The organism is Klebsiella sp. M5al (assembly GCF_002090195.1).
In the GTDB taxonomy this organism is placed as follows: domain Bacteria; phylum Pseudomonadota; class Gammaproteobacteria; order Enterobacterales; family Enterobacteriaceae; genus Klebsiella; species Klebsiella grimontii.
Map to the genome: position 1 here is coordinate 1,648,317 of NZ_CP020657.1, position 13,273 is coordinate 1,661,589.

The window sequence follows — 13,273 nt, forward strand, 5'->3', positions numbered from 1 at the left end:
GCCGCCTCCGGGGAAGCAGACTGCGATGCAGTTACAGATTATCCTCCCCGTTTTCATCTCTTTTCCTGCCAGAAGTGATCTCGCTTGCAATGTGAGATAAATCCTTGCCGTCAGGCGACATCTGCAACGTTTCAAAGTTGTTAAAATTCACATTATGTTCTAGAAACAACTTGTAACATCCTGATTACCCTACCAGTGGAACACAATGATGAATAATTCAGGGAAATACCTCATCTGGACACTGCTCTCCGTTATCGGAGCCTTTGCCCTGGGCTATATCGCGCTAAACCGGGGTGAACAGATCAACGCGCTGTGGATTGTCGTCGCGGCAGTCTGCGTCTATCTGATCGCCTATCGCTTCTACGGCCTCTATATCGCCAAAAATGTACTGGCGGTCGACCCGACGCGCATGACCCCGGCGGTGCGTCACAACGACGGCCTCGACTATGTTCCAACCGACAAGAAGGTGCTGTTCGGCCACCATTTTGCCGCTATTGCCGGCGCGGGGCCGCTGGTTGGCCCGGTGCTGGCGGCGCAGATGGGCTACCTGCCGGGAATGATCTGGATCCTTGCGGGCGTGGTGCTGGCCGGGGCGGTACAGGACTTCATGGTGCTGTTCGTCTCCACCCGTCGCGACGGACGTTCGCTCGGCGAGCTGGTGAAAGAGGAGATGGGCCCGACCGCCGGCGTGCTGGCGCTGGTGGCCTGCTTTATGATCATGGTGATTATCCTCGCGGTACTGGCGATGATTGTGGTGAAAGCGCTGACCCACAGCCCGTGGGGGACTTACACCGTCGCCTTCACCATCCCGCTGGCGATTTTCATGGGGATCTATATTCGCTATCTGCGCCCCGGGCGCATTGGCGAAGTGTCGGTGATTGGCCTGGTGATGCTGGTGTTCGCCATTATTTCCGGCGGCTGGGTGGCGGAAAGCCCGACCTGGGCGCCGTGGTTTGATTATACCGGCGTGCAGCTCACCTGGATTCTGGTGGGCTACGGCTTTATCGCCGCCGTGCTGCCGGTCTGGCTGCTGCTGGCGCCGCGCGACTACCTCTCCACCTTCCTGAAAATCGGCACCATCGTCGGCCTGGCGATCGGTATCCTGATCATGCGCCCAACGCTGACGATGCCGGCGCTGACCAAATTTATCGATGGCACCGGCCCGGTGTGGAGCGGCAGCCTGTTCCCGTTCCTGTTTATCACCATCGCCTGCGGCGCGGTTTCCGGCTTCCATGCCCTGATCGCCTCCGGCACGACGCCGAAGATGCTGGCCAATGAAGGCCAGGCCTGCTTTATCGGCTACGGCGGCATGCTGATGGAGTCCTTCGTGGCGATTATGGCGCTGGTGGCGGCCTGTATTATCGACCCGGGCGTCTATTTCGCGATGAACAGCCCGATGGCGGTGCTGGCTCCGGCGGGCGTGACCGATGTGGTGGCGTCGGCGGCGCAGGTGGTGAGCAGCTGGGGCTTTACCGTGACGCCGGATACCCTTAACCAGATCGCTCACGAAGTGGGAGAGCAGTCGATTATCTCCCGCGCGGGCGGCGCGCCGACGCTGGCGGTAGGCATGGCCTACATTCTGCACGGTTCGCTGGGCGGCCTGATGGATGTCTCCTTCTGGTATCACTTCGCCATTCTGTTCGAGGCGCTATTTATCCTGACCGCGGTGGATGCCGGTACGCGCGCGGCGCGCTTTATGCTGCAGGATTTGCTGGGGGTGATAAGCCCCGGGCTGAAGCAAACCAGCTCGCTGCCGGCGAACCTTCTCGCCACGGCGCTGTGCGTGCTGGCGTGGGGCTACTTCCTGCATCAGGGCGTAGTTGACCCGCTCGGCGGCATCAACACGCTGTGGCCGCTGTTTGGTATTGCCAACCAGATGCTGGCGGGGATGGCGCTGATGCTGTGCGCGGTGGTACTGTTTAAGATGAAGCGCCAGCGCTATGCATGGGTCGCGCTGCTGCCGACCTCATGGCTGCTGATTTGTACCCTGACCGCGGGCTGGCAGAAGTCGTTCAGCACCGACACCAAAGTCGGCTTCCTGGCGATTGCCAACAAGTTCCAGGCGATGATCGACAGCGGTAATATTCCGCCGCAGTACACCGAGTCGCAGCTGGCGCAGCTGGTGTTTAACAACCGTCTGGATGCCGGGCTGACCATCTTCTTTATGGTGGTGGTCGTGGTGCTGGCGCTGTTCTCGATTAAGACCGCGCTGGCGGCGCTGAAAGAGGACAAACCGACGGCGAAAGAGACCCCGTACCAGGCGATGCCTGCTGATGCCGATAGCCTGGTGACCCAGGCGAAACGCGCTCACTAAGCCATCACGTTATCGCCCCTCTTTGAGAGAAGGGGGGCGATTATGAGAGTTGAAAATGTTTGATACCCTTTCGAAAGCAGGAAAATATTTAGGCCAGGCGGCGAAAATGATGATCGGCGTCCCGGATTACGACAACTACGTGGAGCACATCCGCGCGACCCATCCCGAACAAACGCCGATGACTTACGAAGAGTTTTTTCGCGAGCGTCAGGACGCGCGCTACGGCGGCAAAGGCGGCGCGAAGTGCTGCTAACCCTCTTTCGGCAAATACAGGCTGATCTGCTCCTGCGTACAGCCGTATATCGCCGCCAGCTTTTCGCGGGTGCGCTTTTGCGGGCGGGAGTCGATAGCTTCTAGCTGGGAAACCGCAGACTGGCTAATTCCGAGCTTATCGGCCACCTCCTGCTGCGACAGGCCGCGCAAAATGCGCCAGGCCGCCTGCAGGCTGACTTTCTCTTTATCCATGATGTCGCAGACGCTGTCAGGTAAGGGAATATCGTCGTATTCATCCGATTCGTAGGGGACGTCTTCCCACTCTTCCTCTTTTTCATCATCGTATTCCGCCATTTTCAGACGCATCTGGAAGTATTCGTTATAGGGGATCACCACATACTGCGGGTTGCCCTCGTCGTCCTTAATGAGTTGCACTGCCATAAGGCGTTGCCTCCTCGTGAAGATAGGTTGTTGAGGTTCTTCGTTTTATCGCTACGACATAGCAGCTTTCAGATAGCCCCTCAAACTGTGTGAAGATGATGCGATAATCACCGACACGCAATCGATAATGATCTTCGGATCCCGACTGCTTGAGTTTTTAATGTCCGGAGCCGGCGCATTTTTATCATCCATGGTGCGTAGCTTTTCTTTGATTCTCTCCTGATAGCGGGAATCTATTGCGGCGAGCTGTTTTTCTGCGCTTTTCGACCAAAAAACGATCATCCTGACCTCCACTTTAAGTCAAAGCTCATTATAAGTAAATAATAAGATTATAAGTAAATTTAAATTATCTTATAGGAGACGATAATGCAGATTTTATGCGGAATAAAGACAGAAACATCCGCTTTGCGAGGCGGCTCGAAAGCGCCTCCGCCGGGCGGCAGAGGCGAATAAAACGGGGGATTAACCGGCGAAACGTTCGACTTTTTCAAACGCGGCGCGCAGGGTTTCGGCGTTCAGTTCAACCGGCAGAAAATGGATGGACTCTACCGGGCGCAGGGTATGGGTAATCACCTGATCCAGCTGTTCGCGGTTGTAGATATCCACCTCCAGCGCCGCCAGCGTGGTCGGCAGGTTAAAGCGCTGATACGCCTGCACCAGCTGCGCCAGCACCTCGTCCTGGCCGAGCAGGGCGCTCTGGACCAGAATGCCGTAGGCGACTTTGGTCCCGTGCAGATACTTCTCGGTCTGCGGCAGTACCGTCAGCCCGTTATGCACCGCGTGCGCGGCGGCGACGCGGGTATAGCGCTCGCCTAATCCCCCCACCATACCGCCGCCGGCGATAATCGCATCCACCACGTCGCGGAAGGCCTGGGTCAGCTCGCCGCGCTGTTGGTCAGCCAGCGCCGTTTCGCTGCTGTCCAGCAGCACATCGCGGATCGCCAGCGCGCCGTTGATGCCAAGGCGCACGGTGAGCGGCAGCGTCTCCGGCTGCGGAGCCAGCACCACCGCTTCATACCATTTCGCCAGCGTATCGCCGATGCCCGCCAGCAGGTATTCCGCCGGCGCGTTAAGAATAATGCGCGGCTCCACCAGCACCAGGAAGTTGGCGTCGTCGAAAATCTCAAACTGCAGCGCCTGACCGGCATCGTTATACCACACCGACAGCGGCGTCCACGCCGCGCAGGTGGCGGCGATGGTCGGGATGGCCACCACCGGCAGGCCGAGGCGGCGGGCCAGCGCCTTGGCGGTATCGAGCAGCGCGCCGCCGCCCACGCCAATCACCACCGACCGATCGTCGCCGGACGCGCGGGCCAGCTCGCTGACGTCGCTTTCGCTGCAGTGGCCTTTAAATACGATTTTTTTGGCGCCAGCAACGTTAAACGCTGCCGGCAGAAAAGCCTGCGCGCCTGCGATAGCCCGCTCGCCGTACACCCACACCGCGCGTGAAAGCTGTTCTTCGCTATAAAAATCCTGCAGCCGGGCAAGGCTGCCGGGATGGGAATAGTAGTTGGCGGGGCCGGGGACCACGCGGATATCGCTGTGACTCATCAATGCTGTCCTTGTGCTGTTTCGCTAACCCGATGTTATGTCTGGACATCCGGATGGCTAATATTATTTCGCTTTAACTTATGCCTTTTATGCATTTGTCAGTCAAGGGCGGCTATGAAAAATTCGTTAAATCAGAACATTAATCGACAGGGTGCAGGGGATGACCGGCAATCGCCTTGAGATGCAAAATATTAGCCTGGCCTTTTCCGGCTTTCGGGCGCTGAGCAACGTGTCTTTTACCCTGAAGGGGGGCTCGGTGCACGCGCTCACCGGCGCCAACGGCGCGGGTAAGTCAACGCTCATGGCGGTGCTGTGCGGCACGCACGCCCATTACGAAGGCGAAGTAGTGATTAACAATCAGCCGGTCAGCATTCGCTCGCCGCGCGACGCCAAACAGCTGGGGATTCACCTGGTGCAGCAGGAGGTTGACGTCGCGCTGGTCCCGGGCCTGAGCATCGCGGAAAACATCATGCTCGACAGGCTGGCTGAACCGGGGCTGGCTTTTCGCTGGGGACGGCTGCGCCAGCTGGCGCGCGAGGCCCTGGCCCAGCTTGACGTCAGCCTCGACGTACGTCGCTCCATCGACGGCTGCACGTTGGCGGAAAAACAGCAAATTCTGCTGGCCCGCGCGCTGTCGCATCACTGCCGCTTTCTTATCCTTGATGAACCGACCGCGCCGCTGGATCAACACGAAAGCGAGCGCCTGTTTGCGGTGGTGCGCCGCCTGCAGCTTCAGGGCATAGGCATCGTGTTTATCTCGCACCGCATTCATGAATTAAACGCGGTTTGCGACACCCTGACGGTGCTGCGCGACGGTCGTCTGATTGAGAGCGGGCCGATGGCCGATCTGAGCGGCGAGCAGATCGTCGAAAAGATGCTCGGCCATGAGCTGAGCGATATCTTCCCGCCGAAGCGGCCGCCGCATAGCGATGAGGTGCTGTTACAGGTTGAAGGGCTGCACGACGAAGGGCTGCTGCAGGATATCTCGCTGCGCCTGCGTAAGGGGGAGATTCTGGGGATCGCCGGGCTGGCGGGGGCCGGCAAAACCGAGCTGTGCAAGGCGCTGTTTGGCGCCAGCAAAAGCCGGTTGACGCGCGGCGAGCTGAACAGCCAGCCGTGGCGACCGCGCGACCCGGCGGATTCGGTGGCGCGCGGTCTGGCGCTGGTGCCGGAAGAGCGGCGCAAGGAGGGTATTTTTATCGAAGAGCCGGTGGCGATGAACCTGGCGGTTAGCGCCGACAGCAGCTTCTCTCGCTGGAGCCTGTTTGGCCATCGTCAGGCCTGGCGGTGGGCGGAAGAAGTGATCGCCCGGGTGGGGATACGGACATCGGGTCCGGCGCAAACCTTGCGCCGTCTCTCCGGCGGCAATCAGCAAAAAGTGGCGATTGGCAAATGGCTGCGCGGCAACGCCAATGTCCTGATTTTCGATGAGCCGACCAAAGGGGTCGATGTCAAAGCCAAAACGGATCTTTTCAACGTGATTGACGGCCTGGCGCGGGAAGGTAAAGGGGTGATTTACGCCTCGGGCGAATTCTCCGAGCTGGTCGGGCTGTGCGATCGCATCTGCGTGCTGTGGGACGGGCGCATCGTGGCGGAAATTCCGGGCGCAGAGGCCCGGGAAGAGAACATTCTTTATTACTCCACCGGAGGAGCAGCAGCGTGAGTAAAGCCCTGGCAGTGAACGCGACGGTATCGGGCCGTCAGCGATTTTTCGATTTTCTCTACAAATGGGGCATGTTGCTGACCGTCGTCCTGCTGATCGCCGTTTTTGGCCTCGCGTCGGACAACTTCCTCGACCCGTTTAACATCATCAACATCCTGCGCTCCATCGCCATCGTGACGGTGATCGCCATCGGCGTGTCGATATCGCTGACCATCGGCGGCTTCGATTTGTCCGTAGGCTCCACCGCCTCGCTGGCCAATGCGCTGGTGATTTCGCTGTTTGTCTGGCACGGCTTCGGCACCACCGAGGCGATTGTTGTCACCCTGGCGCTCTGTACCTTAGTGGGGCTGTTTAACGCGTTTCTTATCGTGATCCTGCGTATTCCCGACATGCTGGCGACGCTTGCCAGCCTGTTCGTGATTCAGGGCGTGGCGATGACCTACAGCTACGGCGGGTCAATTACCGAAAATATGGTGCTGCCGAGCGGCGATATGGCGGAAGGCGCGATCCCGGCGGCGTTCGGTTCGCTGGGGCAGGTGCCGACGATAGTGATCATAATGCTGGTGGTGACCGTTATCGCTCAACTGGCGCTCTCTTTTACCACCCACGGGCGGCGGATGTACGCCATCGGCGGCAACCCGGAAGCGGCGCGCCTCTCCGGCCTGCGGATCACCCGTTATAAGGTGGCGGCATACGTGATCGCCTCCCTGCTGGCGGGGCTCGGCGGCATTTTGCTGGCTTCGCGTATCGGCTCGTCGCAGGTGAACGCCGGCGGCGGCTACCTGATGGATGCGGTGGCGGCGGCGTGGATTGGCTTCTCGCTGGCCGGTTCAGGTAAACCGAACGCGCTCGGTACGCTAGTGGGGGCGGTGATCCTGGGCGTGCTCTCCAACGGCCTGGTGATGCTCTCGGTGCCGTACTACGCAATGGACATTATTAAAGGGCTGGTGCTGGCTGGCGCGCTCGCACTGACCTATTTTCAGCGCCGCACCTAATATTTTACAGGGTAAACACTATGAAAAAGATAACGTTTTCACTCATCGCACTGGGGTTGTTCAACGCTGCGGCGGCCTTTGCTGAAATCCCGACGCCGCTTCCGGCGGCGATTGCCGAACATAGCGGGCCGATTCGCATCGCGGTGATCCGCAATCTGGGCTCCGACGATAACACCACCCAGTTTGTCTCCGGGGCGATCCAGGAGGGGAAAAAGCTTGGGTTTAAAATCAGCACCTTCCTCAGCAACGGTGATGACGCCAAATTCCAGGACTTCGTTAACCAGGCGATTAGCCAGAAATACGACGGCATTATTCTTTCTCAGGGACGCGACCCCTACGCCACCGCGCTGGTGAAAAAAGCGGTGGACGCCGGGATCAAAGTATCGGTCTTCGATACCGCGGTAAACGGCGAGATCCCGGGCGTTACCGTTACCCAGCAGGATGACGCTTCGCTGACCGAACTCTCCTTTGGCCAACTGGTAAAAGATTTCAACGGCAAAGCCAATATCGTCAAACTGTGGGTCGCGGGTTTCCCGCCGATGGAGCGCCGCCAGGCGGCCTACCAGACGCTGCTTAAACAAAATCCCGGCATCAAAGAGCTGGAATCCATCGGCGCGGTCTCTTCCGACGTGCAGGGCGATACCGCCAACAAGGTCGGCGCGATCCTGGCGAAATATCCGAAAGGCAAAATTGATGCTATCTGGGGAACCTGGGACGCCTTCAGCCAGGGCGCGTATAAAGCGTTGAAAGAGAACGGCCGCACCGAGATCAAACTCTACAGCATCGATATTTCCAACCAGGATCTGCAGCTGATGCGCGAATCCGGCAGCCCGTGGAAGGTGAGCGTGGCGGTGGATCCGAAGCTTATCGGCGCCACCAACGTGCGCCTGATCGCCAATAAGATTGCCGGGGAACCGACGCCTGCGACCTACGACTTTAAAGCGGCGGCGATCCCGCAGGCGCTGCTGGCGGCGCAGCCGGGGGCGGTGAACGTCGCCTCGCTGGGTAAAATTATCCCGGGCTGGGGCCAGACCGAAGACTTTATCGCCCCGTGGTTCGCTACCCTGGAAGCGAAAAACAAATGAGTGTTTTGCCCACACCAGAATACAGCCGCAATATGCGGCTGATTGGACATAGCGATCAGGGGGGACGCCCGGACGGCGTCCAGCTGATGGTCCATCGTGGTTTTGCCTATATCGGCCATATGGTCTCACAGGGCTTTTCCGTGGTGGACGTGCGCGACCCGAAAAATCCGCGAACGGTCAATTACATCGCCGCGCCGCCCGGTACCTGGAACGTTCATTTACAGGCGCACGACGATCTGCTGCTGGTGATCAACGCCCGGGATCTGTTCGCCGATGCCCGCTTTGCCGACGAAAAGGTTTACTACACCCGTTCGGTGGGCGAGACGGTCAGCGACGTGGAGGATAAGGGCTGGAGCGCCGGGCTGCGGATTTTTGATATTTCGGTTGCGGATAAACCGCGTGAAATCAGCTTCCTGTCGCTTAACGGCATCGGCATTCACCGCATCTGGTACGTCGGCGGACGCTGGGCCTACGTTTCCGCGCTGATCGACGGCTTTAGCGACTATATTTTCCTGACTATCGACCTGGCCGACCCGCGTAAGCCGGAAGTCGCCGGGCGCTGGTGGCTGCCGGGAATGAACCAGGCGACGGGGGAAACGCCGCAGTGGCCGGAAGGTAAGCGCTATGCGCTGCATCATGCGATTATCGCCGGCGACACCGCCTACGGTAGCTGGCGCGACGGCGGCCTGACGCTGCTCGATGTGCAGGACCGCGCGCAGCCGAAGCTGATTAGCCACCGTAACTGGAGTCCGCCGTTTGGCGGCGGTACCCACACCGCGCTGCCGCTTCCGGACCGGGAGCTGCTGGTGGTGCTCGATGAGGCGGTATTGGATAACCAGCAGGACGGCGAGAAGCTGATCTGGCTGTTCGACATTCGCGAACCGACGAATCCGGTGAGTATCGCCACTTTCCCGCAGCCGGATGAAGCTGACTACGTGGCGAAAGGGGCGCACTTTGGCCCGCATAACCTGCATGAGAATCGCCCCGGCAGCTTTGTCAGCTCAACGCTGATTTTCGCCACTTATCAGAACGCGGGCGTTCGCGCTTACGATATCTCCAACCCTTATCGACCGGTGGAAACCGGGGCGCTGGTGCCCGCCGCGCCGGCGAAGATGATGGATACCCGGCCCGGTCGTCCGCGGGTGATCCAGTCCTGCGACGTGTTCGTTGACGCGCAGGGCATAATCTACAGCACCGACTATAACGGCGGGCTGTCGGTGATTGAGTATCTGGGGTAGGGGATGGTGGGTTGTTACTTCCCGGCTCGCGGCGTAAACGCCTTAGCCGGGCTACCGGATCACAGACGGTGGTGAACCCGTAGCCCGGCTAAGCGCAGCGCGAGCCGGGAACGACAGGATAGAGAATTCAACCGTACTGACGAATTCGCGCAATCAGTTCTTCGACATTATCGAGACGGTCGGCAATAAGAATAAGCGCTTTACCCAGCGTGATGGCGTGGCGCAGGCATTCATGGCGCATGGCTTCGTCCTGGATAGTATCGATATCCGCCACGTGCGACAGTCCGACGCTGCGGCGAATCAGCTCGGTGCCGCAGAAGCCCACCGCGTCGGCCCAGACTTTCTTCAGAAACGCGGAGGCATAGCCGGGCCAGGCCAGCGCGGCATCGCGGGATTTCTCCGCCGCCAGCGCCTGAAAACGCTCGGCGAAGGTGGTCCAGAACTGCTGGATATCGCTGAGGCGCTGTTCGCGAGCGGCGGCGGCATCGCGAATCCCCAGATGGCCTGGCAGACCGCAGTAGTTGAGCAGCAGGTTGCCGATGGCGGTACCGATATCGAAGCCTATCGGGCCGAAAAAGCCGAACTCGGCGTCGATGGCCTTAAAGCTGCCCTCGGCGACGAAAATCGAGCCGCTGTGGATATCGCCATGCAGCAGCGCTTCGGCATGGGAGAAGAAGCGGTGCTTGAGCGCGGCCACCGCCAGCTTCAGCTGCGTATCGTCGCGCAGGGCGGCGACGTCGGCCTCCAGCGCGGCTGGATAGCTGTTGCGCTCGTGAACCTGATACGGGTCGTTAAAGAACAGGTCCTCGGTGATTTCGCACATCTCGGGGTTAATAAACTGCGCCACCTGGGCCTTTTTCTCGTGAGGATGCAGATAAAAGTCGCTGGTGTGGAACAGCGCCTGGGCCAGGTATTCCCCCAGTTGGCCGGCGGCGCGCGGGTAATAAACGTTGTTAATCAGCTCGCCGCGCCAGATGCGGTGATCGGAGAGGTCTTCCATCACCATTACCGCCAGCTCGGGGTCGAAATGCACAATCTGCACCGTATGCTGCGGGCAGTGCTGATAGTGAGCCACCAGGGTTTGCGCCTCAAGGCGCGCGCGGTCAAGGGTCAGCGGCCAGGATTCACCCACGCAGCGCACGTAGGGCAGCGCCTGCTTGACGATGATCCGGCTCACGCCCTCGGTATCGAAAATTTTAAATACCAGGTTGAGGTTACCATCGCCCACTTCCTGCGCGGACACCAGTTCTGACGGGTTTTCGATACCGCCAAATTGTTGGGCGTAAGCCACCGCATCGCTGGCCGTGAAAGTATGGTATTGCGACATTGCCTCGATCCTCAAAATTCTGATTAAGCCGTTCAGACGTCTATACTTCTGGATTCCATCCTGACACAATGTGATACAACAACGCAACAGGGATTTAACTAAATGCAGACACTACAGACCACCAGCCTGCGGGTAAGCGAAAATCAGCTCTTTATTCTTGACCAGCAGGCCTTACCGCAGGAAAAACGCTGGCTGGCGGCGGATAACGTGGCGCTGCTGGTGGAGCATATTCACGCCCTGCGGGTGCGCGGCGCGCCGCTGATTGGCCTGTCGGCGAGCCTGCTGCTGGCGCTGCTGGCGCAGCGTGGTCTGACCCGCGATGAGCTGTCTCAGGCGCTGGAAACGCTGCGCGCCGCGCGGCCGACGGCGGTAAACCTGATGAATAATCTGGACCGCATGAAGCTGGCGCTGGCGGAGGAGCGCTATCCGCAGGCGCTGGAAGCGGAGGCGCTGCGCCTGATCGCAGAAGATAAACAGCTTTGCGCCAGCATCGCCGAGGCGGGCAGCGCGCTGGTGACGCCGGGCAGCCGCCTGTTGACCCACTGCAATACCGGCGGTCTGGCGACGGCGGGCGTCGGCACCGCGCTGGGGGTGATTGCGCTGGCGCATCAGCAGGGAAACGTGGCCAACGTCTGGGTGGATGAAACGCGCCCGCTGTTACAGGGCGGACGTTTGACCGCCTGGGAGCTGGGTGAGCTGGGCGTGCCGTACCGGCTGATTACCGATTCGATGGCCGCCAGCCTGATGGCGCAGGGCCAGGTCGACGCGGTTTGGGTGGGCGCTGACCGTATTGCCGCCAACGGCGACGTAGCCAATAAAATCGGCACCTATTCGCTGGCGGTGCTGGCGAAGTATCATCAGATCCCGTTTTACGTGGCCGCGCCGCAGACCACCCTGGACCGCCATTGCCCGAACGGCGCGGCGATTCCGATTGAGCAGCGGGCGGCCGCCGAAGTGACCGGCGTCGCCGGCAGCTTTGGCGCGGTACAGTGGGCGCCGAAAGAGGCCGCGGTTTACAATCCCGCGTTCGACGTCACGCCCGCATCGTTAATCAGCGGCTGGGTGCTGGATAGCGGCGTGGTGACCCCGGAGCAGGTCGCCGCCGGGGCGTTCAAGCCAGAAAAGGCCTGAACCTGAGCGAAAAAGGCGAAGCGATCTCCCTCGCTTCGCCTTCAACTTATGGCAGCACCATCTCTACCGCCGGAGCGGACTGCCGGTCGATATGCTTGCCGAGCGCCGTCAGCGCAGCCTGGTAAGGGCACAGCGTTCCGACGTTGGTGGTCTGGCAGCCCGCCTGACGCCACTCCTGGCGCAGCATCGGATGCTGATTATCCGGCGTTTGCAGGCGGCGTAAATCGTCCAGACTTTGCGCCTGGAAGTAGACGCGCAGGTAGCGTTTCCCGCTGTGGGTATCGCGCCAGCGCTCGAGGACCAGGCTGCTGCCCGGCGGGATGTTGCCGCGGCTGTACCCCGGCAGCTGCCAGCTAAAATCCATCAGCGTACGCACCATGGCGATATTGGTATCGTGCGCCACCAGCAGCAGCCAACGCACGTTCGGCGCGGCGCCTTCTTGTACCCCTTCCAGCATCGCGTTGAGCAGAATCGAGCCGCGTTTTTGCGCGCTATAAAACACGTCGTTGCTCAGATCGTAGTTTTCCGTCAGCAGCGGCAGTAGGGCGGTGATCTGGCTGGCGCGGGTAATATGGCCCCACGCCAGCTGGCTGAGGGGCAGGTTTTCGCTCCATCCCAGGCGCAGCGTCTCGACCATATTGGCCATTACGCTCAGACCGCTAATCGACGTTTTGCCGCTTTTGCTCTGCTCCACCTGCCATGGTAGATCAAACACCGGGCAGGGCTTGTCGGCTACGCAGACCGCGTTTTTCAGCAGCTGAATGGCCGGGGCCAGCGCCTGCCGACGCTGGGCCAGATCGCCGGCCTTCTTCTTCACTTCCGCCAGCTGGCGGGCGGGATCGGGTTGCGTGGCGGCAAATTTATCAGTCTGAAACAGCGGGTCGGCGTCGCCGCTGACGTGATGAATCACCACGCCGCAGCCGGGAAATGCGCCGTCCACCAGCGCCTGGGCGGTGGCCCGCGTGCGCTGCAGGGGGCTGGCGCGAACGTAAATCTCCCCGTTCGCCGGACAGCCCGCCGTCAGCAGACCGAGCTGGCGATAGCGCGCGCCTTCATCGCGCCCTTTATTGACGACGGCGGCATAGCCGTGGCCGGTGAGCTCACCGTCGCGGGTGGTCCACTGCGTCCACGGGCGCTGGGTCGCGGCTTCGATGGCCTCCCGGTTGCCCTCCGTCGGCGGACGAATGCCGTGGCGGCTGAGTTCAACCACCTTTTCCAGCGCAAACTGCGCGGCGGCGTGCCCCGGCGCGGCCAGCAGCGGCAGGGCGCAGGCGAGCAGCAGGCGTAGCAAAACCTGATGTCGTACAGGCATCAT

The 13,273-nt window shown here is 60.5% G+C and carries 11 protein-coding genes and 1 pseudogene; 7 read left to right on the forward strand and 5 right to left on the reverse strand.

Features of this window, described 5'->3' with window-relative positions; translation table 11 throughout:
* Positions 1-208 precede the first annotated feature (208 nt).
* The gene (cstA, locus tag BWI76_RS07775) at positions 209-2,314 is read left to right on the forward strand and encodes a pyruvate/proton symporter CstA (RefSeq protein WP_004135432.1); all 2,106 of its coding nucleotides are present in this window, start codon (positions 209-211) and stop codon (positions 2,312-2,314) included.
* A gap of 55 nt (positions 2,315-2,369) precedes the next feature.
* A complete protein-coding gene (locus BWI76_RS07780; protein ID WP_004130340.1) occupies positions 2,370-2,567 on the forward strand; it encodes a YbdD/YjiX family protein in 198 nt (65 codons plus the stop codon).
* Here BWI76_RS07780 and BWI76_RS07785 read toward each other — a convergent pair.
* The 3 genes and pseudogenes from BWI76_RS07785 to BWI76_RS07795 form a co-directional block, all read right to left on the reverse strand.
* Positions 2,564-2,968: a helix-turn-helix domain-containing protein gene (locus BWI76_RS07785; protein ID WP_004135430.1), complete on the reverse strand. Its 405-nt coding sequence runs from the start codon at positions 2,966-2,968 to the stop codon at positions 2,564-2,566. The genes BWI76_RS07780 and BWI76_RS07785 overlap by 4 nt on opposite strands.
* Positions 2,949-3,250 (reverse strand): annotated as a pseudogene (locus BWI76_RS07790) (type II toxin-antitoxin system RelE family toxin). Before BWI76_RS07790 ends, BWI76_RS07785 begins: the two are co-directional and overlap by 20 nt.
* Positions 3,251-3,430: 180 nt before the next feature.
* Positions 3,431-4,519 carry an oxidoreductase gene (locus tag BWI76_RS07795; protein ID WP_064371449.1) on the reverse strand — a complete coding sequence of 363 codons (1,089 nt, stop codon included), beginning with the start codon at positions 4,517-4,519 and terminating at the stop codon, positions 3,431-3,433.
* A 160-nt stretch (positions 4,520-4,679) separates the two neighbouring features.
* On the opposite strand from BWI76_RS07795, the gene BWI76_RS07800 reads away from it, so the two are divergent.
* Genes BWI76_RS07800 through BWI76_RS07815 form a run of 4 tightly spaced genes read left to right on the forward strand, consistent with a single transcriptional unit; the run spans position 4,680 to position 9,500 of the window.
* On the forward strand, positions 4,680-6,182 hold the full coding sequence (locus BWI76_RS07800) for a sugar ABC transporter ATP-binding protein (RefSeq protein WP_024358835.1): 1,503 nt from the start codon (positions 4,680-4,682) through the stop codon (positions 6,180-6,182).
* Positions 6,179-7,177 carry an ABC transporter permease gene (locus BWI76_RS07805; protein ID WP_004130353.1) on the forward strand — a complete coding sequence of 333 codons (999 nt, stop codon included), beginning with the start codon at positions 6,179-6,181 and terminating at the stop codon, positions 7,175-7,177. Before BWI76_RS07800 ends, BWI76_RS07805 begins: the two co-directional genes overlap by 4 nt.
* Before the next feature lie 20 nt (positions 7,178-7,197).
* The gene (locus BWI76_RS07810) at positions 7,198-8,262 is read left to right on the forward strand and encodes a sugar ABC transporter substrate-binding protein (protein WP_004135426.1); all 1,065 of its coding nucleotides are present in this window, start codon (positions 7,198-7,200) and stop codon (positions 8,260-8,262) included.
* Positions 8,259-9,500 carry an LVIVD repeat-containing protein gene (locus tag BWI76_RS07815; RefSeq protein WP_004135425.1) on the forward strand — a complete coding sequence of 414 codons (1,242 nt, stop codon included), beginning with the start codon at positions 8,259-8,261 and terminating at the stop codon, positions 9,498-9,500. Before BWI76_RS07810 ends, BWI76_RS07815 begins: the two co-directional genes overlap by 4 nt.
* Positions 9,501-9,627: 127 nt before the next feature.
* Here the strand turns inward: BWI76_RS07815 and mtnK are convergent, their stop codons facing one another.
* On the reverse strand, positions 9,628-10,827 hold the full coding sequence (gene mtnK / locus BWI76_RS07820; RefSeq protein WP_024358832.1) for an S-methyl-5-thioribose kinase: 1,200 nt from the start codon (positions 10,825-10,827) through the stop codon (positions 9,628-9,630).
* A 102-nt stretch (positions 10,828-10,929) separates the two neighbouring features.
* Between mtnK and mtnA the strand changes: the two genes are divergently transcribed.
* Positions 10,930-11,958 carry an S-methyl-5-thioribose-1-phosphate isomerase gene (mtnA, locus tag BWI76_RS07825; protein WP_004135421.1) on the forward strand — a complete coding sequence of 343 codons (1,029 nt, stop codon included), beginning with the start codon at positions 10,930-10,932 and terminating at the stop codon, positions 11,956-11,958.
* 46 nt (positions 11,959-12,004) lie between these two features.
* On the opposite strand, the gene BWI76_RS07830 is transcribed toward mtnA, so the two are convergent.
* Complete coding sequence (locus BWI76_RS07830) at positions 12,005-13,273, reverse strand: histidine-type phosphatase (protein WP_049086621.1); 1,269 nt, start codon at positions 13,271-13,273, stop codon at positions 12,005-12,007.

What these genes read in the sequence shown, in the direction of transcription:
- cstA (WP_004135432.1), top strand. Translation starts at nt 209, where the DNA reads ATGAATAATTCAGGGAAATACCTCATCTGGACACTGCTCTCCGTTATC.
- BWI76_RS07780 (WP_004130340.1), top strand. Translation starts at nt 2,370, where the DNA reads ATGTTTGATACCCTTTCGAAAGCAGGAAAATATTTAGGCCAGGCGGCG.
- BWI76_RS07785 (WP_004135430.1), bottom strand. Translation starts at nt 2,968, where the DNA reads ATGGCAGTGCAACTCATTAAGGACGACGAGGGCAACCCGCAGTATGTG.
- BWI76_RS07795 (WP_064371449.1), bottom strand. Translation starts at nt 4,519, where the DNA reads ATGAGTCACAGCGATATCCGCGTGGTCCCCGGCCCCGCCAACTACTAT.
- BWI76_RS07800 (WP_024358835.1), top strand. Translation starts at nt 4,680, where the DNA reads ATGACCGGCAATCGCCTTGAGATGCAAAATATTAGCCTGGCCTTTTCC.
- BWI76_RS07810 (WP_004135426.1), top strand. Translation starts at nt 7,198, where the DNA reads ATGAAAAAGATAACGTTTTCACTCATCGCACTGGGGTTGTTCAACGCT.
- BWI76_RS07815 (WP_004135425.1), top strand. Translation starts at nt 8,259, where the DNA reads ATGAGTGTTTTGCCCACACCAGAATACAGCCGCAATATGCGGCTGATT.
- mtnK (WP_024358832.1), bottom strand. Translation starts at nt 10,827, where the DNA reads ATGTCGCAATACCATACTTTCACGGCCAGCGATGCGGTGGCTTACGCC.
- mtnA (WP_004135421.1), top strand. Translation starts at nt 10,930, where the DNA reads ATGCAGACACTACAGACCACCAGCCTGCGGGTAAGCGAAAATCAGCTC.
- BWI76_RS07830 (WP_049086621.1), bottom strand. Translation starts at nt 13,273, where the DNA reads ATGATGCCTGTACGACATCAGGTTTTGCTACGCCTGCTGCTCGCCTGC.